Genomic DNA, 20,986 nt, shown 5'->3' on the forward strand with positions numbered 1-20,986 from the left:
GTCAGCTGGCGAGCGAGGCGCCGCCGTCGACCCGGAGGTCGTGCATGGTGATGTGGGAGGCGGCGTCGGAGAGCAGGAAGACGACGGCCTGGGCGACAGCCTCGGGATCAGCCACCCGGCCGAGCGGGATGCCGATCTTGTGCTGGGCGAGGGTGCCCTCGACCAGGGCGTCGGGGCCGGCGCCGTCGAGCATCCGACGCAGCATCGGGGTGTCGGTGGACCCGGGAGAGACCACGTTGGCGCGCACCCCCGCCGCCGCGAGCTCGAGGCCGAGCACCTTGGTGTACATCGCGGCTGCGGCCTTGGACGCGCAGTAGGCCGCCATCCCCACCCGGGGCACTGCGCCGGCGTTGGAGCCGACGGTGACGATCGCGCCGGTCCCCCGCCCCGCCATCCGTTGCCCGACGGCGCGACTGACGTGCATGACGCCGGTGGTGTTCACCGCGAAGGTGGCCGACCAGCTGTCGTCGTCGAGCTCCAGGGCCGGGCTGCTGGCGTGCAGCACCCCGGCCACGTTGGCCAGCATCGTGATAGGTCCCAGCTCGTCCTCGACGAGTGCGACTCGGTGCTCCACATCTTCTGCACTGGTGACGTCGAGAGCGACGGAATGCACCCGGCCGGACAGCTCGGACGCCATTTCTGGCGGCTCTCGATCGCCGGCCACGACAATGGCGCCGGAGTCGGCGAGCGCCCGCACCACGGCGCTTCCAATGCCGCCCGCCGCGCCCGTCACCACCGCCAGCGGACGCGGTGCAGCGACGCGAGCCTGACCAATCATGTTGGGCTCCAGCTCCTGTGCGGTCGGCGCCGCGCTCGGCAACGAATGGGTAACAGTCGAAGGTTAGGCTAACCTAAACCGACGTGACCGTCCATTCCCGCCGAGGGAGTGCACTGAGGACCCCGCCGCACCGGTGGGTTCTGCCGGAGCGTCCCCCGCCCGCAAAAGAAGAGCCCGCCGCGCGGCGGCACGGGGCCGTGGTCGCGCGGCGGGCAGGTGAGGTCACTCAGCAGAGCGGCGGCCCGGATCGAGCCGCCCTTCAGACGGTCAGCTCGCCCATCTCCGACCAGCTGGTGCCGTCCACCTCGACGTTGATGATCTCCGGTGTCTTCACCAGCAGCGGCTGCATCAGGGTCATCGCGTCCTGGAAGTGCTGCGAGCTGACGTGGGCGGAGCCGGCCGGACCGTCGCGGAAGGCCTCCACCAAGACGTACTGGTCGGGGTTGTCCACGCTGCGCGACCAGTCGAACCACAGGTTGCCGGCCTCGGCGCGGGTGGCTTGGGTGAAGCCGTCCACAGTGCTGATCCACTGCTCGCTGTGCTCGGGCCGGACGGTGAACTTGACGACGATGAAGATCATGAGGACATCGTCGTCGGCGCGCGCCCCGATCGCCAGTCGCGGGGGACCTAGCGCCGGCCGTACCGGGCTTCGTAGGCCTCGCGGTCAGACTGGTGCAGCGCCGCCGCCCTCGCTGACTGCAGGTCCGGGGGGAGGCCGTTCATCTCCAGCCGGCGCGCACGGTTCTGGTCCATGTACGACACCGTGTAGAAGGTGCTCAGCAGCAGCGCGAGCAGCACCATCAGCGCCCGCACCCAGAACGGGCCGGGAAAGAGCAGGAACACCACGAAGATGGGTGAGTAGGCCAGCTCGGACCGCAGCACGTGCCTGATCGCCGCGTGCGGGCCGGTCAGGTCGTGGCGGACCCAGTCCCGCAGCTCGGCCGGCAACGGTCGGCCAACCATGTAGGTCAACCACTGCCACACGGTCGGTCGACGGCGCGCCTCAGTCATCACGTCTCCATCGTCCCACCAGGTCAAGCACGGGAGCGATCAGGCGGACAGCTGCTCCGCCTGGCGGTCGGTGTCGAGCTCCAGCTCCGCGGCGGTGGTGGAGTGCACCGTCTTCAGCAGCTCGGGGTGCTCGGCCAGCTTCTTGCCGTAGGAGGGAACCATGGTCTCCAGCTGCGGCTTCCAGCCGTCGATCTTGTCCGGGAAGCACTGCGTGAGCAGCCGGATCATCACCGGCACCGCGGTGGAAGCACCCGGAGAGGCGCCCAGCAGGGCCGCGACGGTGCCGTCGGCGGAGTGCACCAGCTCGGTGCCGAACTGCAGCACCCCGAGGGTCTCGGTGCCGGGCTTGATCACCTGCACGCGCTGACCGGCGGTGACCAGCTCCCAGTCCTCGAGCTTGGCGGTGGGCACGAAGTTCTGCAGGGTCTTGAGCCGCGCCTTGGGGGTCTGCAGCAGCTGGCCGATCAGGTAGATCACCAGGCTCAGGTTGTGCAGTGCCACCGAGAGCATCGGGATGAGGTTGTTGGGCTTCACCGAGGACGGCAGGTCCAGGACGGAGCCGTTCTTGAGGAACTTCGGCGAGAAGCCGGCGTAGGGGCCGAACAGCAGGTCGCGCTGGCCGTCGATCACGCGGGTGTCCAGGTGCGGGACGGACATCGGCGGGGCACCGACCTCCTCCTGGCCGTAGACCTTGGCGTGGTGCTGGGCCACGACCTCGGGGTTGGTGCAGCGCAGGAAGCGGCCGCCGACGGGAAACCCGGCCAGGCCCTTGCCCTCGGGGATGCCCGACTTCTGCAGCAGGTGCAGGGCACCGCCGCCAGAGCCGATGAACACGAAGCGGGCCGAGACGGTCTTGCGCTCGCCGGTGCTGAGGTTCTTGACCGTGACGTTCCAGCCACCCTGGGGGCGACGCTTGAGGTTGCGCACCTCGTGGCGCACCTGCACCGACGCGCCGGACTCCTCCAGGTAGCTGATGAGCTGGCGGGTCAGGGCGCCGAAGTTGACGTCGGTACCGGTTTCCACCCGCGTCATGGCAATGGGCTCAGAAGGGTCGCGGTCGACCATCATCAATGGCGCCCACTTGGCGATGATCTCCGGGTCCTCGGTGTACTCCATGCCCTCGAACAACGGGTGGTCATGGAGCAGCTCATAACGCTTGCGGAGAAAGGCGACGGACTTTTCCCCGCGCACGAAGCTGTTGTGCGGAACGGGGTTGATGAACTCCTTGGGCTTGCTGATCAGGCCACTGTCGACCAGGTAGGCCCAGAACTGCTTGGAGACCTGCAGCTCCTCGTTGATCGAGAGCGCCTTGGTGATGTCGATGCTGCCGTCGGGCTTCTGCGGCGTGTAGTTCAGCTCGCAGAGGGCGGAGTGTCCGGTGCCGGCGTTGTTCCAGGCGTCAGAGCTTTCCTGCGCAACAGCATCCAGCCGCTCGTAGACGGAGATGGACCAGTCCGGCTGCAGCTGCTTGATCATGGCGCCCAGCGTGGCGCTCATGATTCCGCCGCCGATGAGAATGACGTCCTGGTCTACGTCTGCCTCGGTGCCCGTGGTGTTCTGCATCTTGCCCTCCGCGTTGTCCAGGCGCGATGCTCAGCGTTGTTCCTCGCGCAGCACAGCAGCGTGCGAAAAGATCGTGACGACGCCAACACCTTCGTGCCTGCTTTACGTTCTAGCCCGTGGCGGCAAACGGTCAGAACTCTCCCAGGAGAACAACTGTTGCCTGAAGTAAAGGCTAGTACAGGCGTGCCAGCAGGTCACCCCGAAGGGGGATGACTCCGGTCACACCAATGGTGACCCAGGCCACGACGCCGCGTTTCGACAACGGCTTCCCGCGAGGTGACGCGCAAGGCTACCTCGGCGTTCTCACGACCCGAATCCGGGGTCCCCGAGGTGCCGGGTGAGGTCGGCCAGCCCGTCCCCGTCGAGGTCGAGCACCTCGGTGTCGAGCACGCCGTCACCGTCGGTGTCGGAGAACAGCCGGTCAGGTCGGCCGGTGTCCTGGCCGTGCACCAGCACCGTGTCGACGGTGCCGTCCCCGCTGGCGTCCACCACCAGGTCGTCGTCGCGGCCGTCCCCGTCGTGATCCACCGACGCAGCCTCCGGCACGCCGTCGCCGTCGAGGTCCACCTCGGTCGCGCTCCAGCGCCTGGCTCCGGAACCGTCCACCCACCGCAGGCCACCCGGCGCAGGCACCGGCGCAGCGGGTGGCGGGGGGCCGGCGCCCTTCCCGTTCCAGGTGCCCAGCCCGGTGGGGTCGGTGTAGAAGTGCTCCGGGCGGCCGTCGTCGTCCAGGTCCAGGCCGGCGGTGTCCGCGACGCCGTCGCCGTCGGAGTCCCAGAGCACGTCGTCCACCCGGCCGTCGCCGTCGAAGTCCAGCGCCACTGCGTCGGCGGTCCCGTCGCCGTCCAGGTCGCGGTCGGCGGCGGAGTCCCACACCCGGGGTGGGCCCGCGCCGGTGCCGAAGGAGTACCTCACCCGGGTCCGACGTCACGCTGACCTGCCCGGTTCCGGGGGCTGACCTCCGGGCCCCGTCAGACTCCCGCAGCGCGACGGGCGGCCCGGGCAGCCCTGGCGGCGCCGGAGGCCGCGACCGCGTTGCGCAGGTAGGGCCAGGCCAGCTCCGGCGGCACGCCCCCGCAGAGCGGGTCGAGCACCAGGGGCACGCCACCGGCGATGATCTCCTGGGCCTGCAGCGGCGTCACCACCCGGTAGGCGCCACCTGCCTGGCGCAGCTCCTCCACGCTCGTTGCGCCGGAGAGGCTGGTGATGGTGGAGCGGTTGGGGCGGTGGGCGTTCCACTCCGCGTACGCGGAGGCGTCGTGCAGCAGGTAGGGGCCCAGCTCCGCCCAGCCCCGCTCCACGTCCTCGGTCACGAACACCGCCGTGGGCATGGCCGGGTCGGTCAGCACGCAGCCCGCTGGAGCGACTCCGCACCGGAGGGCCTCCTCGGTGTACACCCGCTCCAGCTCCGGGTCGCCGGTCTCGGCGAACAGCGCCATCCCGAAGCGGGCGGCGCGGCGGGCGGCGGCGGGCGAGTGGCCCCCGTAGCTGAGCACCGGCCCGCCCGGGGTGTGCGGCAGCGGACGCACCCGGACGGGTCCCCGGGTGGGATGGGTGAACTCCTCGCCGGTCCAGGCCGCGCGCAGGATGGTGATGGCCTCCTCCATCTGCGCGCCGAGCCCGGTGGGAGCCACGCCGAACATGGCGCGCTCCTCGGCCCGGTAGCCCAGGCCCAGCACGTAGCTCACCCGCCCCTTGCTGACCAGGTCGAGCACCGCCATGTCCTCGGCTAGCTTGACCGGCTCGTGGTGCAGCAGCAGCAGGGCCATGCACAGGATGGGGATGCGCTGGGTGCGGGCGGCGACGGCGGAAGCCAGCACCAGGGGGGAGGGGAGGTAGCCGTCGAGGCTGGCGTGGTGCTGAGGCAGCTGGATGCCCAGGGTGCCGCGCTGGCCGTCGAGGTACTCGGCCATGTCCAGCGCCGCCGCGTAGTACTCGGCAGGAGCAGGCCCGTCCAGGCCGGCGGGAGCTCGCATGGCCAGGCGGGTCATCAGCATGACGGTCGTCCTCAGGGCTCCGGGCGGTGCGCACGACGGTGCGGCACTGCACCGTTGCGGTCTGTATAGCACCGCGCGGGCACCGCTGGCGGACGACGTCGCGGGCTAGTCGGAGCCGAGCACGCCCTGTTCCCGGGCCCAGGTCAGCAGCGCCTGCTCCGCCTCCTCGCGCGGCAGCGGACCACGCTCCAGGCGCAGCTCCTTGAGGAAGCTCCACGCCCGGCCCACCACCGGCCCGGCCGGCACGCCGAGCAGCTCCATGATCGCGTTGCCGTCGAGGTCCGGACGCACCCGCGCCAGGTCCTCCTCCTCGGCGATCCGGGCGATCCGCCGCTCCAGGTCGTCGTAGGTGGCCTGCAGCATCGCCGCCCGGCGCTTGTTGCGGGTGGTGGAGTCGGCACGCACCAGCTTGTGCAGCCGGGTGAGCAGCGGACCCGCGTCGGTGACGTAGCGCCGCACCGCGGAGTCGGTCCACTCGCCGCGGCCGTAGCCGTGGAAGCGCAGGTGCAGGAAGACCAGCTGCGCCACGTCGTTGACCATCTGGTTGGAGTGCCGCAGCGCCCGCAGCCGCTTGCGGGTCATCTTGGCGCCGACCACCTCGTGGTGGTGGAAGCTCACGCCGCCGCCGCCCTCGTGCTTGCGGGTGGCCGGCTTGCCGATGTCGTGCAGCAGCGCGGCCCAGCGCAGCACCAGGTCCGGGCTCTCGTGGTCGGGGTCGGCCTGCTCCAGGTCGATGGCCTGCTGCAGCACGGTGAGCGAGTGGGCGTAGACGTCCTTGTGCTGGTGGTGCTCGTCGATCTCCAGGCGCATGGCCGGCAGCTCGGGCAGCACGTGGTCAGCCAGCCCGGTCTCCACCAGCAGGTCCAGCCCCTCCGCGGGGTGCTCGCCCAGCAGCAGCTTGTCCAGCTCCACTCGCACCCGCTCGGCGGTGATCCGGGTGATCTCCCCGGCCATGTCGGTCATCGCCGCGCGCACCCGGTCCGCGGGCGCGAACCCCAGCTGGGCCACGAAGCGGGCGGCCCGCAGCATCCGCAGGGGGTCGTCGGCGAAGGACTCCTGCGGGGTCTGCGGGGTGTCGAGCACCCCGGCCAGCAGGTCGTCCACCCCGTTGAAGGGGTCGACCAGCTCGGAGTGCTCCCCGACGCGGACGGCCATCGCGTTGACGGTGAAGTCTCGCCGCGCCAGGTCGTCGTGCAGGCTGGAGCCGTAGATCACCTCGGGGTTGCGGCTGACGCGGTCGTAGGCGTCGGCGCGGTAGGTGGTGATCTCCACCTGCTGGCCGTCCTTGGCTGCGCTGACGGTGCCGAAGGCGATGCCGGTGTCCCACTGGTTGTCGGCCCACCCGCGCAGCAGCTCCTGCACCGTCTCCGGCCGGGCGTCGGTGGTGAAGTCCAGGTCGGAGCTGAGCCGGCCCAGGATCGCGTCACGGACGCTGCCCCCCACCAGGTACAGCTCGTGGCCCGCGTCGGCGAAGCGCTCGGCCAGCGGGTTGACGACGCCGGAGAGCGCGCCGATGGTCACCGCGGCACCGGCCAGCAGCCGAGTGCGCCGGTCGGCGTCCTCGGAGGAGGGGTCAACAACGTCTGCAGGCACGGGAACCCATCTTAGGGCGGCGGCGGGCGAGGCCACCGCCGCGTCTCGCCACGGCAACGCGGTTGAGCGGAAGGAGAACACCCGCGCACTACCATCGCTTGCATGCCCACTCCTGCCGACGCTGCCGGTGGCGCGGACCACTCCTCCGGCCGCGCACGCAGGAAACCGCAGCCGCCGACGAACGGGCCGCGCTCGGGCTCGGCACGGCGCGCCCCGGGCCCACGGATGCGCACGGTGGACGAGACCTCCGCCGGCGGCCTGGTGGTGGCGGGCCTGGACGGTCCACCGCAGCAGCGGGAGGCGGCACTGATCGGACGCACCGACCGGCGCGGACGGCTGCTGTGGTCCCTGCCCAAGGGGCACATCGAGGCTGGTGAGACCGCGGAGCAGGCGGCGGTGCGCGAGGTCGCCGAGGAGACCGGCATCATCGGTGAGGTCATCGCCCCGCTGGGCAGCATCGACTACTGGTTCGTCACCGACGGCCGCCGGGTGCACAAGACGGTGCACCACTTCCTGCTGCGCTTCCTGGGCGGCGAGCTCTCCGACGAGGACCTCGAGGTGACCGAGGTGGCCTGGGTCCCGCTGGCGGAGATGGACTCCCGCCTGGCCTACGCCGACGAGCGGCGGCTGGTGCGCACGGCGGATGCGGTGATCTCCGACTTGAACGGCCGATGAGCCGGCGGTACCGCCCGCTGGCTGTGGCCGTTCTCGCTGTCCTGCTGGGTTGCGTGGCCCTGCTGGGGGGTCTGGCCTCGGCCTCGGCGGCCGGACGGGAGGCCGCCGCGGCGATCGAGCAGGTGCCCTCCGTGCCCAACCCCCAGTTCGTCAGCCTGCAGGTCGACACCATCAGTCCCAGCACCGTCACCACCGGCACGCCAGGACCGGTGACGGTGACCGGGTCGGTGGTCAACGACGGTGACCGGGACGTGCGCCGGGTGCAGGTGCGCCTGCAGCGCGGCGCGGCGATCGACTCCTCCGGCCAGCTGCGCACCGCCCTGCGGTCCAGCCCGAGCGAGCTGGTGACCCAGGCTCCCTACGTGGACCTGGTGGAGGTGCTCCGACCAGGCGAGTCCGCGCCCTTCTCCCTCACCCTGGGCCTGACCGGCGACCTCACCACCAGCCTCGCCCTCACCGAGCCAGGGATCTACCCGCTGCTGGTCAACGTCAACGGGATCCCCGACTTCGGCACCCGCGCCCGCCTGGACGAGGGGCACTTCCTGCTTCCGGTGCTGAGCCTGCCCCCCACCCCCGGTGCCGTCCCGGTGCCGCCCGCCCCCGCACCGGCCCCGGCCCCGACGGGCGTCACCGTGCTGTGGCCGCTGGCCGACCACACCCGGGTGGTGGCGACACCGCTGGGCGCCCCCGCTCGGCTGAGCAGCGACGAGCTGGCGGCCTCCTTCGTCGACGGTGGTCGGCTGGCGGGCCTGCTCTCCGCCCTCGAGCAGGGCACCACCCCCGTGGCCGACCCGACCGGCGCAGCGCGCACCAGCACCTGCCTGGCGATCGACCCCGACCTGCTGGTCACCGCCCAGACCATGGTCCGCGGCTACGAGGTGCTCGACGACAACGGCGCCGTGCGCCCGGGCACCGGTGGCGCGGCGGCCGCCGGCTGGCTGGAGCGGCTGACGTCCGTGGCCAAGCAGCGCTGCGTGATGGCGATGCCCTGGGCCCAGGCCGACCTCAACGCCCTGAGCCGGGCGTCGCTGGACGAGCTGACCACCACGGCCGTCAGCACCGGCCGCGAGACGGTGGCCAGCATCCTCGGGCTGCCCTCGCTGCCCAACGTCGTCTGGCCCACCGACGGGCTGCTCGCCGACCGGACCGCGAGCACGCTGCGCGGGCTGGGCACCACCGCGGTGCTGCTGGCCCGGGACAACGTCAGCCAGCCGGGGGAGACCGGGGCCGCGGTCGACGCCGCCACGGTGGAGCTCACGGCCGGCTCCACCACCCTGTCCGCCGTCCTGGTCGATCCCACGATCACCACCGCGCTCGGCGCCACCTCCCGGGACGACCCCGCCCGCCTGCAGGACGCGCTGGGTGCCCTCACCTGGCCCGCGCTCAACCGGGCGCAGGCCGGCAGGGCCGGGGTGAGCCCGACGGCGGCGTCCGCGGCGGCGCTGCTCACCCCGCCCCAGGTCTGGGAGATCGACGAGCAGGGCGCCCGGGCCGTGCTCGCCCAGGTGGGGGCGCTGACCCAGTCCGGGCTGGCGACGCCGACCGCCCTGCCCACCCTGCTGAACCAGGCCAAGGGCTCCGCGGCCGACGGGGCGCTGAGCTACCCGGTGCAGGCCTCGGCCGCCGAGCTGCCCGCCACCGTCACCTCCGACATCGCTGCGCTCAGCGCGGAGATCCGCGGCTTCCGGGGCGCGCTGGTGCAGGACGCGCAGGGTGGCCTCAGCCCCGATGACCTGCTCGCGCCGCTGCGCCTGGGACTGCTGCGCGGGGCCCCCGCAGCCGACGGCCTGACCACCCGGGAGCGCACCAGGGTGGAGGACCAGCAGCTCGGCGCCGTGCGCGAGCTGCTGGGCCAGCTGCACGCCAGCGTGTCGCTGCAGGCACCGGGAGGGACGTATACGTTGGCCTCCGCCCAGAGCCCTCTACTGCTGGTGGTGCGCAATGATCTGCCGGTCGCGGTGAACGTGCGCGTGCGCGCCACGGGACCGCCCGGGGTGGACGTGACCGACATCGGGGTGCAGGAGCTGCCGGCCCGCAGCGGCCGCCAGCTCCAGGTGCCCACGTCGGTCAACCGCACCGGGCAGTTCGCCATCGACGTGTCGCTGGCCACCGACACCGGGCAGGCACTGGGTGAGCCGGCCCGCCTGCAGGTGCAGTCCACCGCGTACGGTCCCGCAACAGCCCTTGCCACCGCCGCCGCGGCCCTCGTCCTGGTGGCCCTGGTGGCCCGCCGCTTGTGGCACCGATTCCGCGGCCAGCCCGACCGCGCCGACGAACCCTGGGTGAAGCAGTGAGCACGCAGCCCGAGACCAGCCCCTCCACCGCGAAGGAGAGGGTGGCTCCCGCCGCACAGGCCACCGACCTGTCGGAGAACAGCGACGCGGGCCTGCTGCGCAACAGCGGGTCCCAGGTCATCCCCACCCTGATCAGCCGGATCACCGGGTTCCTCAAGGTGGTCGCGCTCGCCGCCACCATCGGCCTGGAGGCGGCCGCCAGCTCGTTCACCGTCGCCAACACGCTGCCCAACATCATCGCCGAGCTGGTGCTGGGGGCGGTGCTCACCAGCATCGTCGTGCCCGTGCTGGTGCGCGCCGAGCGCGAGGACACCGACGGCGGCAAGGACTTCACCCGACGGCTGATCACCATCGCCGGGGTGGTGCTGGTGGTGGCCACGATCGTGGCCATGGCCACCGCGCCGTGGCTGGTGCGGCTGTTCATCGACTCCGACGGCGAGGTGGACCCGCGCCTGGCCACGCTGTTCGCGCTGCTGCTGCTGCCGCAGATCCTGTTCTACGGCCTGGGAGCGCTGTTCGGGGCCATCCTGAACACCCACGGAGTGTTCGGCAAGGTCGCCTGGGCCCCGGTCCTAAACAACGTGGTGACCCTCGCCGTCATCGTGCTGTACCACTTCACCCCCGGTGACCTCGAGGTCTCGCTGACCAACCCCAAGCTGCTGGTGCTCGGCATCGGCACCACCCTGGGCATCGTCGCGCAGGCCCTCTACCTGGTGCCCTCCCTGCGCCGCGCCGGCGTGGACCTGCGCCCGCGGTGGGGGCTGGACACCCGGCTCAAGGCCTTCGGCGGGATGGCCGTGGCGGTGCTGGCCTACGTGCTGATCAGCCAGGCCGGCTTCATCGTCACCAACCGGGTGGCCTCGCAGCACGACCCCGGTGGACCGGTGCTGTTCGCCAACGCGTGGCTGCTGCTGCAGGTGCCCTACGGCGTGCTCGGCGTCTCGCTGATCACCGCGATCATGCCGCGGATGAGCCGCGCGGCGGCGGCCGACGACACGCCCAGGGTGATCGGCGACCTGTCGCTGGCGTCGCGGCTGTCCACCGTCGGGCTGCTGCCGATCATCGCCCTGTTCACCCTGCACGGCACCACGCTGGGCGTCGCGCTCTTCTCGCTGCGCGGCACCGAGGCGGCGGTGGAGAACGCGTCCCGGCTCGGCGCCACCGTCGCCGTCTCCGCGTTCGGGCTGCTGCCCTTCGCCATCGGCCTCGTCCAGCTGCGGGTGTTCTACGCGCGCCAGCAGCCGTGGATCCCCACCGTGCTGATGGTCTGCCAGGTGCTGTTCCGGATCCCGCTGATGCTGTGGATCCCGCCGGGCATCGAGGACGACCAGGTGGTGGGCTGGCTGGCGTTCACCAACGGCCTCGGGTTCCTGGTGGGTGCCCTCGTCGGGGGGGTTCTGCTGCGCCGGCAGATGGGCAACCTGGAGACCAAGGCACTGCTGCGCACCATCCTCACCGTCGGCCTGGCCAGCGCCGTGGGGGTGGCGGTGGACTTCCTGGTCTCGCTGGTGCTGCCGCTGCAGGCGGTGGAGGACTCCTTCGGTGCACTGGCCGGCGCGCTGGTGTCGATGACCGTCCACACCATCCTGATCCTGGGTGTCGCCTACGCCGTGCTGCTCGTGCTCCCGCTGCCGGAGACCGAGGGTCTGGTCAACGCCATCTGCGCGCGGCTGCCCGCGCGCTTCGTCACCGGTGTCCTCCGGCGCGAAACCCCAGAGGCTCAACCGGACCCGGGTGACGCGACGCTGTCCGAGGCGATGCTTCTGCCGCCGGTGCCCACCAGCTCGCTCCCGTACCCTTACCCGGTAGCGACCAGCCAGGACGACCCCAACGACGGAGGTGGTGCAGTGCCGGACCACGCCCTGCACGGCCAACGACCCGACCAGCAGCGCGCCAGCGCCGACGCCCCCACCGTCGCCACCCCGGCAGCGCGTCGCTCTGTGCGCGGTCCGCGCCTGGTGCCCGGCGCCGCCGTCGCCGGGGGCCGCTACCGCCTCCTCGCCGAGCACGGCGAGGCCGGCACGCTGCGGTTCTGGCAGGCCAGGGACACCGTGCTCGAGCGGGACGTGGCGCTGACCTTCGTCGACGCCGACCAGTCGCAGGTGGGTGCACCCCGCCCGGCCGCCACCGCGGAGGAGGGCCCGCAGGCGGTGCTCACCCGCACGCTGCGGCTGGGGCGGCTGGACTCACCCGGCCTGGCCCGAGTGCTCGACATCGTGCGTGGCAGCTCCGGCGGCATCGTGGTCGCGGAGTGGACCAAGGGCCGCTCGCTGGCCGACGTCGCCGCCACCACGCCGCCCGCGGTGGGTGCCGCCCGCTCGGTGCGGGCCCTGGCCGGCGCCACCGAGGCTGCGCACCGGGCCGGCACCGTGCTGGGCCTCGACCACCCCGACCGCATCCGGATCAGCACGGCCGGAAACGCCGTGCTGGCCTTCCCGGGCATCCCCGCCACCGCGACACGCCAGGACGACGTGGCCGGCCTGGGCGCGATCCTCTACGCCCTGGTCACCGACACGTGGCCGCTGGCCGCCCCTGGCGCGCCGCAGCACCGCAACGACGACACCATCGGCGGGCTGCCCACCGCACCGCGCCGGGACGACGGCACGGTGCCGCCGGCCCGAGAGGTCCGCGACGGTGTTCCGTTCGAGATCTCCGCGCTCATCGAGCGGGCCCTGCAGCCGCACAGCGGCATCCGCTCGGCGGCTGCGGTGCAGACCGTGCTCGACCAGGCGGCCGTCCTGGACCAGCGCACCGACTACATGCCTGCCCTGGACGACCGGACGCTGGCGGACTACCGGGGCGAACCGAGCCCGGTGGAGTCTCCGCTGGAGTACGACCTGCCCACCCCGGCACCCAGCGCCGCGCCGCGCACCAACCGGCCGCGCGGCGCGGTGGCCGCGCCCACCCGGCGGCAGGCGCGCTCGCGCAAGCTGGTCGCCGCGCTCGTCGCGCTGGCCGTCGTGGCCCTGGTAATCGTGGCCTACCTCGCGAACCTGGCGGTCTCGGCGTTCAGCGGCAGCGATGCGCCGCTGCCCAGCCTGAGCCTGCCCGGGGTCTCCTCCAGCGCCACCCCCAGCGCGGTGGCACCGCCTCCGGCGCCGAGCGCCACCCCGCCGAGCAGCGCTCCGGTGCAGCCCACCGCGGTGTCGGTGTTCTCCCCGCAGGGCACGGCCGACAACGCCGGCGGGGCGGCACGCGTCATCGACGGCAACCCGGCCACGCAGTGGACCTCCGACCAGTACCTGCAGCAGTTCCCTGCCCTCAAGCAGGGCCTGGGGCTGCTGGTCACGCTGCCCGAGGCCGGCCGGCTCACCTCGGTGGCGATCGACTCGCCCAGCGACGGGACCGTGGTCGAGATCCGCTCGGCCACCTCGGCCACCCCCACCCTGGCGGGCACCCGGGTGCTCAGCACCGCCACCCTGCAGGCCGGGCGCACCGACGTCGCGCTGCAGAACGCACCCGCCACCCAGCACGTGCTGGTGTGGATCACCAGGCTGGGTGGATCAGGGGCCTCGCTCAGCACCAAGATCAGCGAGATCACGTTCCAGAAGAGCGGGTGAGCGGGGGCGCATGAGCGACGCGGGGGGGCGGAGCCGGAGCGGGAGCGACTGGGGGTCGCCGAGCAGCCGGACCGAGAGCACAGACGTGGAGCTGGTGCGCGCGCACGTCGCCGGCGACCCGCACGCCTTCGGGGAGATCGTCCGACGGCACCGCGACCGCATGTGGGCCGTGGCGCTGCGCACCACGCGCGACCCGGAGGAAGCGGCCGACGCGCTGCAGGACGCGTTCCTCTCCGCCCACCGCGCTGCCGGTCGGTTTCGTGCTGACGCCGCGGTCTCCACCTGGTTGCACCGGATCGTGGTGAACGCCTGCCTCGACCGGATGCGCCGCCGGCAGGCCCGGCCCACGGTCGCCCTGCCCGACAACGACCACGAGGAACCGGCGGCCCCTGGGGACGCGATGGCCGACCGGGACCTGCAGCTGCTGGTGCACGAGGCCCTGCTGCAGATCCCGGAGGACCAGCGCGCCGCCATCGTCGCCGTCGACGTGGAGGGCTACTCCGTCGCCGACGCCGCCCGTGCGCTGGGCGTCGCCGAGGGGACCATCAAGAGCCGCTGCGCGCGGGGCCGGGCCAAGCTCGCCGTGCTCCTCGGACACCTGCGCGCCGAACGGTCGGCCGCCGCGTCCGCACCCGTGGGCAAGCTCCCTCCCGGCGCAGGGAACCGATCTACCGGGCGCGGCGTCACACCTCCCAGCACGTCACGACGAGGGGAGGATCTGTGAGCCACAGCGACGCACCGGACGACGGTGGCTGGCGCACGCTCCTGGATCCGCCGTACCCGCTGGACCTGATCGCCGACCTGCACGCCGGCGTCCTCGAGCCCGACCTCGCCGAGGCCCTGTGGCCGCGTGCTGCGGCCGATCCCCACGCCGCGCAGATCCTGGCCGCGCTGGACGCCACCGTGGCGCAGCTCTCCACGGCACATGCCCCGGACGCCGGGCCGGTGCCCGCCGAGCTCGCCGCCCGCATCGACGCCGCTCTCGCCGCTGAACCCGCCGGGGTCGGCGACCTCGCCGCCGCGCGCACCCGCCGGCGGTCGTCCCGTCGCACCACCACCGCAGCCGTGGCCGGCCTCAGTGCCGCCGCAGTGGCCGCAGTAGTCGCGCTCAGCGTGACGCTGGGGCCACAGGACGTCACGGGTACCCCGCAGGCCATCAGCACCCCCAGCAGCGCGGCAGTGGCGCCGCTGGACCTCGGCAGCGGCACACCGGGTCCCCAGGCGCTGCGGGCGGTGGGCAAGCAGGACCTCGGCCCGCTCGCCGCCGACGCGCTGGCCGGCTGCCTGACGGCCAACGGCTTCCCGGCCACTGCGCCGGTGCTGGGGTCCTCGGAGGTCGTGCTCGACGGTCAGTCCGGGGTGTTGCTGCTGCTGCCCACCGGACAGGCCGCGGTCTTCACCGCCCTCGTGGTGGGGCCGGACTGTGCAACCGGCAACGCTGCCACCCGCTCCCGGGTTGACATCGGCGCACGCTGACCTGCGGCTCCGGTGGCCGGAACAAGCGTCGGGCCACTGGTGTTGAATCAGTGCGTGACCGAAGACCTCGAGGAGGCGCACGTGTCAGATTCAACCGAATCGTCCACCGTCAGCACCACCACCCAGCCTGATGCCATTCGCGACGTCATCGTCGTGGGCTCTGGCCCGTCCGGCTACACCGCCGCGGTGTACACCGCCCGCGCCCAGCTGAAGCCGCTGGTGTTCGAGGGCAGCCAGTTCGGTGGTGCGCTGATGACCACGACCGAGGTGGAGAACTACCCCGGGTTCCGTGACGGCATCATGGGCCCTGACCTGATGGGTCAGATGCGTGAGCAGGCCAAGCGCTTCGGCGCCGAGCTGCGGGCGGAGGACGTCGAGTCGGTCGACCTGTCCGGTCCGGTCAAGACGGTGGTCGCCCACGGCACCACCTACTCCTCGCGCGCCGTCATCCTCGCGATGGGCGCGGCGCCGCGCTACCTCGACGTTCCCGGCGAGCAGCGCCTGCTCGGCCGCGGGGTCAGCTCTTGCGCCACCTGCGACGGCTTCTTCTTCCGCGACCAGGACATCGCCGTCATCGGCGGCGGCGACTCGGCGATGGAGGAGGCCACCTTCCTCACCCGCTTCGCCCGATCGGTCACCCTGGTGCACCGGCGGGGAGAGTTCCGCTCCTCCCGCATCATGCTCGAGCGGGCTCAGCAGAACGAGAAGATCCACTTCCGCACCAACTCGGTGGTCACCGAGGTGCTCGGGGAGTCCAGCGTCACCGGGCTGCGCCTGCGTGACACGGTCACCGGGGAGGAGTCCACCCTCGACGTCACGGCCATGTTCGTCGCCGTCGGCCACGACCCGCGCAGCGAGCTCGTGCGGGGCCAGGTCGAGCTGGACGGCGAGGGTTACGTCGTCGTGGCACCGGGGTCCACCGCCACCTCCGTCGACGGTGTTTTCGCCGCCGGGGACCTGGTCGACCGCACGTACCGCCAGGCCATCACCGCGGCCGGCACCGGCTGCTCGGCCGCGATCGACACCGAGCGCTGGCTCGCCGAGCACCACCTGGACCCCGCGGCCGAGACCGCGCCCGAGCTGGTCGGCGGCGGCTACGGCGTCAGCGGCCACGCGCAGGACTGACCCACACCCCCCTTCGCCTCACACAAACCTCACATTCAAGGAGCACTCATGTCCGCCCCGATCACCGTTACTGATGCCACGTTCGCCAACGACGTCCTGGGCAGCAGCAAGCCCGTTCTCGTCGACTTCTGGGCGACCTGGTGCGGACCGTGCAAGATGGTCGCCCCCGTCCTGGAGGAGATCGCCAAGGAGCACGGCGAGAAGCTGACCATCGCCAAGATGGACATCGACGCCAACCCGTCGATCCCGCGCGACTACCAGATCATGTCCATCCCGACGCTGATCCTGTTCCAGGACGGCAAGCCCGTGAAGCAGATCGTCGGCGCCAAGCCGAAGGCCGCACTGCTGCAGGACCTCTCGGACGTGATCTAACTCTCCACACCGCAGCCACCAGCCACAGACGTGGCTGGTGGCTGTGCTGTGCCGGACGCGCCGCACGGTGACCAGAGGTGCATGAGCAACCGTCCGTGTGGCACCCTCGCTGGTGATCCTCAGACCTCCCCCCTGTCCCAGGAAGGCCCTGCATGCAGCTCCTCCGCCTTGGTGACCGCGGCGCCGCGGTAGCCGAGGTACGCACCGCCCTGGCCGATCTCGGGCACCTGCCGACCGCTGACGGCGAGCCCGTGTTCGACCTCTCCGTCGACCACGCCGTGCGGGCGTTCCAGCAGCGCCGCGGGCTCATTGTGGACGGACTGGTGGGAACCGCGACCTACCGTGCGCTCAAGGAGGCTTCCTACAAGCTGGGTGCGCGGACCCTCATCTACCAGCTCTCCGCACCGATGTCCGGCGACGACGTGGTCGGGCTGCAGACTCGGCTGCTCGAGCTGGGATACAACTCCGGCCGACCGGACGGCATCTTCGGCGCCCAGACCGACCAGGCGCTGCGCAGCTTTCAGCGCGAGTGCGGCATCACCAGCGACGGCATCTGTGGGCCGGCCACGCTGCGCGCGCTCGGCTACCTCGCTCGGATGGCCTCCGGCGGCTCGCCCCAGCGCATCCGCGAGGAAGAGGCGGTCCGGCTGTCCGGGCCGCAGCTGCGCGGCAAGCGCATCGTCATCGACCCCGGGCACGGCGGCGACGACCTCGGCGTCCTGGCCAGCCACTACGGCGTCCAAGGGCCCGGGGCCGACCTGAACGAGGCCGACGTGGTGTGGGACCTGGCCACCCTGCTCGAGGGCCGGCTGGCCGCCACCGGCGTGGAGACGTTCCTGTCTCGACCCAAGCACGCCAACCCGCCGGACAGCGAGCGCGCGGCGTTCGCCAACTCGTGCGGCGCGGACCTGCTCATCTCGCTGCACACCGATGCGTGGAGCTCCCCGCATGCCCAAGGTGTGTCCAGCTTCTACTTCGGCAACGCCGAGGGAGTCAGCTCCACCGTCGGCGAGATGCTCGGTGGCTTCATCTTGCGCGAGATCGTGGCCCGTACCGGCATGCAGAGCTGCCAGCACCACGGCCGCACGTGGGACCTGCTGCGCCTCACCAAGATGCCCGCTGTCCACGTCGAGCTCGGGTACCTCTCCAACGACGAGGACAGTGCAGTGCTGGCCCACCCTCGCATGCGGGATGCCATTGCCGAGGCCATCGTGGTAGCGGTCAAGCGTCTCTACATGCTGGGCATCGACGACCAGCCCACCGGCACGTTCACCTTCGCCGAGCTTCTCGCTGAAGAGATGACCGGGTAGAGACCGCTCTGGCTCACCCGGCAGTCCACAACAGGTCCGTGCTGGTCCACAGCAGCCGCACTGCGCCCCGGGTGCCACCCAGGGAGGCCCCTTTCCCCGCCGGGACGTCTCAGGCCGCCACAGCGGCCATCACGCTACATCGCGTGGCTCGGCGCCTTGCCGACCGTGGTGAGGCTGACGCTCTCCAGGAGCCGGTCCAGGGCGGCCTCGACGTCTTCCTTCCAGCTGATGGCTGCGCGGAGCTCCAGCCGCAGGCGGGGCCACTGCTCGTGTGGACGCACCACCTCGAACCCGGCCCGCCGGAGGAACCCCGCGGGAATGACACATCCGGGTTTGCTCGGTGACGTTGCCGAGGCCAGCCCCTCCCGGCCGAACGCCTCGACGGCCTTCACGCCGCGCTTCACGAGGTCCTTGGCCACGGCTTGCACGAGCACCTTCCCCAACCCGCCACCCTCGTAGCCGTCCACCACGTGCAGCGCGGTCAGCAGCACCGCATCAGAGCTCACTGGAGAGGTCGGGAAAGCCGCGGCCCGGGGTACGGACGTGGGAGGCGCGTAGATGGCGTAGCCAACCGGGCGGCCGTCGACCGAGATGATCTTGCCGCACGAACCCCAGTCCAGCAGGACGCCGGACAGCCACGCCTCCTTCTCCAGGTCGGTCTGGCCGTACTTCGCGGCAAGGGTTGCCGCGTGGGGCGAGAGCTCCCAGAAGACACACTGCCGGCACGTGCCCGGCAGCTGCTCGAGCGAGTCCAGGGTGAGATTGGCGACGCGACGCGACACGGGTTAGCTCGACCTCCACGAGTACGGTGCGCCCGACCCACCATGAGCAGGTGCACCCCAGAACCAACGTTCAGGATAGTCGGGCGCGGTGCCTGGTGGCTGCCACCCGCAGCGCAGCCAATGGCTCTCGTTTCACGTGAAACGAGTACGTGCCAACAACGGCACGGTCCCCGCGGACCAACCACGCCCCAGTGAGATTGCGGCGGCGAGGCGTGCTGGCGATCTTCGCGCGAACGCCGCTCCTCTGCACAGGCTGTGCACACCCAGCACTGATCCTCATCCCGCCGGCCCCGGAGAACGACCGGGAGTGTCGACCTGGCTTTCACTGCAAACGGCACTGCACAGTGGCAAGCCCACCGCACACTCCTCCGCTTGTCCAGCCACCTCTTGGTCACACGAGCTGCGCTCGCTGATGGCTCCGCCCGATGCGGCGGCACAGAGACGGATGGCGGCACGTGCCGCGCTTGCCTGATGGCATCAGAACAACCGCCACCCAGGCGTGGCTGGGCGCTGCCAAAAAGGGCCCAGGAAGGCCTGAATACACCCAGGCCGCAACCCCAGCCAGTTACGTCACTGTGACTAATAACAATCTCGGGCTGCTGAAGGGCGAACCAGTTATGCGGTGCCCCATTCCGCCCTCTTAGGTCAGCATGCTGGTTTCACGTGAAACAGCGTGCCGGCGAGAGTGCCCGGGTGAGCGCCGGGAATGGCACCTCATTGAGGGAGCATTCTGCGGAGTGGCCGACTGAAGCGCCGGTATCGACACTCGGTGGAGTTGCAGACCACCCGCGGGACCGCGGCGGACAAGCCGCCCATCTCCGTGCGGCACTCGAGAAGCTCCAACAGCGGGGGCGCCTTTCCCACTGCCTGGTGCCGGGCAATCTCGGGGACAACTTCGAGCCGTGAACCGACGCCGATTTCTGGGAGAGGGGTGCCAGCGGCCGACGGTACAGCCCCGAAATAGTCTGGCCGGTCTTGTCGAGCGCCAACGCAGCAGCAACGGGATCGCTGGTGGATGACGACTGGGAGACCACCGAGCTCCGGCTACGCGAGCTCTCCCCGACCACCGCAAGCACGGGGGGCCCCGGCCGGACCTGAGAGCGGCGCCGCCGCCTGATCCCGCACCGGCGGTCAACCACTACGAGATTCCGACCGCAGCAACTGGAGCGGAAGGACCTGGGTGAAACTCCAATGGTGGTGCACTGCGCCACCGGCCTCGGGATCGTGGTAAAACGCTAGGCCCGCCGGTCACTCCCGAAGGGGCGCGGGCGTCGCTGCAGACCCGGAGCCCCCGTCCTGCCACCGAACCGCGGGAATGCGCGGTTAGCCTGCCCCACCTGAACTATCGCACCCCGCCGCGTCCACGGGTCGTTCCCGGCGGCCCGGCCCGGACCCCTCCAGGTTCAACGCAGTGGCCCAGTTCTCTCTGCAGTCCGCCATCAACGGCAGCGCCGGTAGCCGGGCACCATGAATCCACGGTGGGTCGAGCAACCCCCACGCTTTCACGCGCGGGCACAGGACGGTGAGCTGCGTGCCCAGGGCGCCGTCAACCCAATTGCTGAAACTATCGGGTGGAGGAGCAGTGGCCGGCGTCGCGATGCCCTGCGTCCACCCTCTGCGACACCCGCGACACCGCCGTTAGGGCTCCCCCGTGGACGGCGCCGTGGTGTTTCACGTGAAACACCGGATTGCAGGGGCGGGTCGGGGCCGCGGGATGCTGCCCAGGTGCCACCGGATCGCGGGACATTGCGGCCACCGAGGCCGGCCGCGGGGCACGAGGGGAGCAGACCAGCTGCGTTGGCCCGTCCGGCCCGCTTCACCGCCCTGGCACCCTCGCCCGACCCGTGGGCGCTATACCGGACTGGGCGGGAGTCCCTTCGTGCGCACACCGCCCAAACGCCGGTTCCAGGGGACTCGGTAATTCCGGCGCTGCGACAGGAGGCTGAATGACAATCCATCGACCACCGTGGTGCTGAACTGCGTGATCAGCCCCCACGGGGCACCTCTCGCCGTGGGAAAGACGGTGCCGGAACAAGCGTGCCGAGATCCGATGGACGCCTGACTGGCGTGCCCGCCGGTCGATGTGGCGCGCATGGGCACCTCCGTTCCAGTCCTGAGCGTGGACCGAAACAACAGTAGATTGGAGCCGACGGGTGCTCATTGAGCGGCGCTCACCGCCACGTCCCTGTCCTCGTAGGAATAGCTCGCCGCGAGGCGGCATTCGCGGTCTATCCGTACACCGGGGAACCACCCCGACGCACTGCGCTGAACGACCGGCACTGGCGTCACGCAGAACCCGGGCCTCCGACCGAAAGTACTGCAAGTCGGGGTTCGTAAAAATGCCGACTCAGACGCCTGGGTTTCACGTGAAACACCCCGGTGGCCGATCTTCGGCGCAGTCGCAGCCGGAACATGCACCGCGCCGGCAGGAACTTGACCGGGACCACAAT

At 71.4% G+C, this 20,986-nt stretch carries 16 protein-coding genes; 8 read left to right on the forward strand and 8 right to left on the reverse strand.

Translation table 11 applies throughout. The features are described from left to right. Position 1: 1 nt before the first annotated feature. From AC3YNX_RS04590 to AC3YNX_RS04620, 7 genes are all read right to left on the reverse strand, one after another. The gene (locus AC3YNX_RS04590) at positions 2-778 is read right to left on the reverse strand and encodes an SDR family NAD(P)-dependent oxidoreductase (RefSeq protein WP_489994734.1); all 777 of its coding nucleotides are present in this window, start codon (positions 776-778) and stop codon (positions 2-4) included. A 259-nt stretch (positions 779-1,037) separates the two neighbouring features. Beyond that, positions 1,038-1,358 (reverse strand): putative quinol monooxygenase, encoded by a 321-nt coding sequence (locus AC3YNX_RS04595; RefSeq protein WP_127784524.1) that lies wholly within the window; start codon positions 1,356-1,358, stop codon positions 1,038-1,040. A 47-nt stretch (positions 1,359-1,405) separates the two neighbouring features. Continuing rightward, positions 1,406-1,789 (reverse strand): DUF5313 family protein, encoded by a 384-nt coding sequence (locus tag AC3YNX_RS04600; RefSeq protein WP_127784525.1) that lies wholly within the window; start codon positions 1,787-1,789, stop codon positions 1,406-1,408. A gap of 39 nt (positions 1,790-1,828) precedes the next feature. Further along, a complete protein-coding gene (locus AC3YNX_RS04605; protein ID WP_489994735.1) occupies positions 1,829-3,352 on the reverse strand; it encodes a malate:quinone oxidoreductase in 1,524 nt (507 codons plus the stop codon). Between the two features lie 303 nt (positions 3,353-3,655). Next, positions 3,656-4,267, reverse strand: a complete 612-nt coding sequence (locus tag AC3YNX_RS04610) for a pullulanase (protein WP_489994736.1) — start codon at positions 4,265-4,267, stop codon at positions 3,656-3,658. A 56-nt stretch (positions 4,268-4,323) separates the two neighbouring features. Further along, a complete protein-coding gene (locus AC3YNX_RS04615; protein WP_489994737.1) occupies positions 4,324-5,349 on the reverse strand; it encodes an LLM class flavin-dependent oxidoreductase in 1,026 nt (341 codons plus the stop codon). A 105-nt stretch (positions 5,350-5,454) separates the two neighbouring features. After that, complete coding sequence (locus tag AC3YNX_RS04620; RefSeq protein WP_241249442.1) at positions 5,455-6,942, reverse strand: CCA tRNA nucleotidyltransferase; 1,488 nt, start codon at positions 6,940-6,942, stop codon at positions 5,455-5,457. 102 nt (positions 6,943-7,044) lie between these two features. Here AC3YNX_RS04620 and AC3YNX_RS04625 point away from each other — a divergent pair, with 102 nt between their 5' ends. The 8 genes from AC3YNX_RS04625 (at position 7,045) to AC3YNX_RS04660 (ending at position 17,754) form a co-directional block, all read left to right on the forward strand. Then, complete coding sequence (locus AC3YNX_RS04625; RefSeq protein ID WP_127784528.1) at positions 7,045-7,617, forward strand: NUDIX hydrolase; 573 nt, start codon at positions 7,045-7,047, stop codon at positions 7,615-7,617. Positions 7,618-7,640: 23 nt separating this feature from the next. After that, complete coding sequence (locus AC3YNX_RS04630) at positions 7,641-9,911, forward strand: DUF6049 family protein (protein WP_489994738.1); 2,271 nt, start codon at positions 7,641-7,643, stop codon at positions 9,909-9,911. After that, positions 9,908-13,471 carry a lipid II flippase MurJ gene (locus AC3YNX_RS04635; protein WP_489994739.1) on the forward strand — a complete coding sequence of 1,188 codons (3,564 nt, stop codon included), beginning with the start codon at positions 9,908-9,910 and terminating at the stop codon, positions 13,469-13,471. The genes AC3YNX_RS04630 and AC3YNX_RS04635 overlap by 4 nt, the downstream gene beginning before the upstream one ends. A 10-nt stretch (positions 13,472-13,481) precedes the next feature. Then, a complete protein-coding gene (gene sigM / locus AC3YNX_RS04640) occupies positions 13,482-14,195 on the forward strand; it encodes an RNA polymerase sigma factor SigM (RefSeq protein ID WP_489982283.1) in 714 nt (237 codons plus the stop codon). Next, on the forward strand, positions 14,192-14,947 hold the full coding sequence (locus AC3YNX_RS04645) for a hypothetical protein (protein ID WP_489994740.1): 756 nt from the start codon (positions 14,192-14,194) through the stop codon (positions 14,945-14,947). Before sigM ends, AC3YNX_RS04645 begins: the two co-directional genes overlap by 4 nt. A gap of 135 nt (positions 14,948-15,082) precedes the next feature. Continuing rightward, positions 15,083-16,072, forward strand: coding sequence for a thioredoxin-disulfide reductase (trxB, locus tag AC3YNX_RS04650; protein WP_489982574.1), 990 nt, complete (start codon positions 15,083-15,085; stop codon positions 16,070-16,072). Positions 16,073-16,120: 48 nt separating this feature from the next. Continuing rightward, complete coding sequence (gene trxA / locus AC3YNX_RS04655; RefSeq protein WP_127784533.1) at positions 16,121-16,444, forward strand: thioredoxin; 324 nt, start codon at positions 16,121-16,123, stop codon at positions 16,442-16,444. Positions 16,445-16,596: 152 nt separating this feature from the next. Further along, positions 16,597-17,754 carry an N-acetylmuramoyl-L-alanine amidase gene (locus tag AC3YNX_RS04660; protein WP_489982285.1) on the forward strand — a complete coding sequence of 386 codons (1,158 nt, stop codon included), beginning with the start codon at positions 16,597-16,599 and terminating at the stop codon, positions 17,752-17,754. 134 nt (positions 17,755-17,888) lie between these two features. Here the strand turns inward: AC3YNX_RS04660 and AC3YNX_RS04665 are convergent, their stop codons facing one another. Beyond that, complete coding sequence (locus tag AC3YNX_RS04665) at positions 17,889-18,536, reverse strand: GNAT family N-acetyltransferase (protein ID WP_127784535.1); 648 nt, start codon at positions 18,534-18,536, stop codon at positions 17,889-17,891. Positions 18,537-20,986: the final 2,450 nt, after the last annotated feature.

This window comes from Rhodococcus sp. Z13_19A, assembly GCF_058133575.1.